Genomic DNA, 1,659 nt, shown 5'->3' with positions numbered 1-1,659 from the left:
ATGGGCTGGCGGGGGTGGCATGGCTGGGCGGAGAGGAACGCACCAACTATCCGCTGACCTTGTCGGTGGAGGATCTTGGCGAGGCGCTCGGGCTGACGGCGCAGGTGGCGGAGGGCGTCTCGGCGGATCGGGTCTGCGGCTACATGCAGCGGGCGCTCGAGCAGCTGGCGGAGGCGCTGGAGCAGGCACCGAGCACGCCGGTGCGCGAGCTGGATATCCTTCCGTCCGCTGAGCGCGCGTATCTGTTGGAGGAGCTGAACCGGACGGCGGCGCCGTATCCCGAGCAGCAGTGCATCCACGAGCTGTTTGAAGCGCAGGTGCGCCAGGCGCCGGATGCGGTGGCGGTGGTCGATGCGGAGGAACGCTTAAGCTACGGCGAACTCAATGCACGGGCCAACCGCCTGGCGCACCACCTGATCGGGCGCGGGGTGACGCCGGAGCAGCCGGTGGCGATCTGCCTTGCGCGCAGCGTGGCGATGGTGGTGGGGCTTTTGGCGATCCTGAAGGCGGGCGGGGCGTATCTGCCGCTGGACCCGGCCTATCCGTCGGCGCGGCTCAAGCAGGTGCTCAACGATGCGGCGCCACGACTGCTGCTGGCCGATGCGGCGGGACGATCGGCGCTGGGCGCCGATGCGCTCCGCGATCTGACGGTGGTCGATCTGGAGACACCGACCCCGGCCTGGGCGGAGCTGCCGGCCTCGAACCCGGACCCGCGCGCCCTCGGCCTGACCTCGCGCCATCTCGCCTATGTGATCTACACCTCCGGCTCTACCGGGACCCCCAAGGGCGTGATGATCGAGCATGCGAGCACCGTGAACCTGCTGCATTGGAGCAGCGGAGTCTTTGCCCCGTCAGAGATCAGCCGGATGCTGTTCTCCACCTCGATCAGTTTTGATCTGTCGGTCTATGAGTGTTTCGTTCCGCTTTCGCACGGCAGCACGCTCTACCTTGTCGAGAATGCGCTGGCGCTGGCCGAGAGGCCTTTGGATGTCTCCTTGATCAACACAGTGCCCTCGGCAATCGCCGCTCTGGTTGACAAGAAAGCCGTGCCGGAGTCGACAAGCGTGATCAATTTGGCAGGCGAGCCGCTGAAGGCGGGCCTCATAGAGATGGCTTTCGAGAACAGTCGCGTCCAGAAGATTTGCAATTTGTACGCTCCGTCCGAAACGACGACGTACTCGACCTGGATTTGCATGCGAAGGGGAGAGGCTGTCGTTGAGACGATTGGCCGACCGATCGCGAACACTAAAGTTTATCTGCTCGACGGTCATGGCGCGCCGGTTCCGTTCGGGGCGGTCGGCGAGCTCTACATCGGTGGGGCGGGGGTCGCGCGGGGCTATCTGAACCGGCCGGAGCTGACCGCGGAGCGGTTCATCGCCAGTCCCTTTGTGGACGGCGATCGGCTGTACAAGACCGGCGACCTTGCGCGCTATCTGCCGGACGGCAATCTGGCGTTCTTGGGCCGCAACGACGACCAGGTGAAGATCCGCGGCTTCCGGATCGAGCCGGGCGAGATCGCGGCGCGGCTCTCTGAGCACGCGTTACTGCGCGAGGCCGTGGTGGTGGCGCAAGAGGATCGCGCGGGCGAGACGCGTCTTGTCGGCTATGTGGTGTGCGCGCCCGAGGCAGGATCGGACGAGGGAGATGGAAGCGAGCTGG

1 protein-coding gene is annotated in these 1,659 nt (G+C 65.9%); it reads left to right on the top strand.

Going from position 1 to position 1,659, the window contains the following annotated elements:
* On the top strand, positions 1-1,659 hold a 1,659-nt coding region (locus J6497_RS40490), incomplete at both ends, for a non-ribosomal peptide synthetase (protein ID WP_225709723.1).

This window comes from Bradyrhizobium cenepequi, assembly GCF_020329485.1.
Classification (GTDB): domain Bacteria; phylum Pseudomonadota; class Alphaproteobacteria; order Rhizobiales; family Xanthobacteraceae; genus Bradyrhizobium; species Bradyrhizobium cenepequi.
Note: the sequence above shows the minus strand (reverse complement) of the source record. Positions and strands in the feature narration are given on the sequence as shown.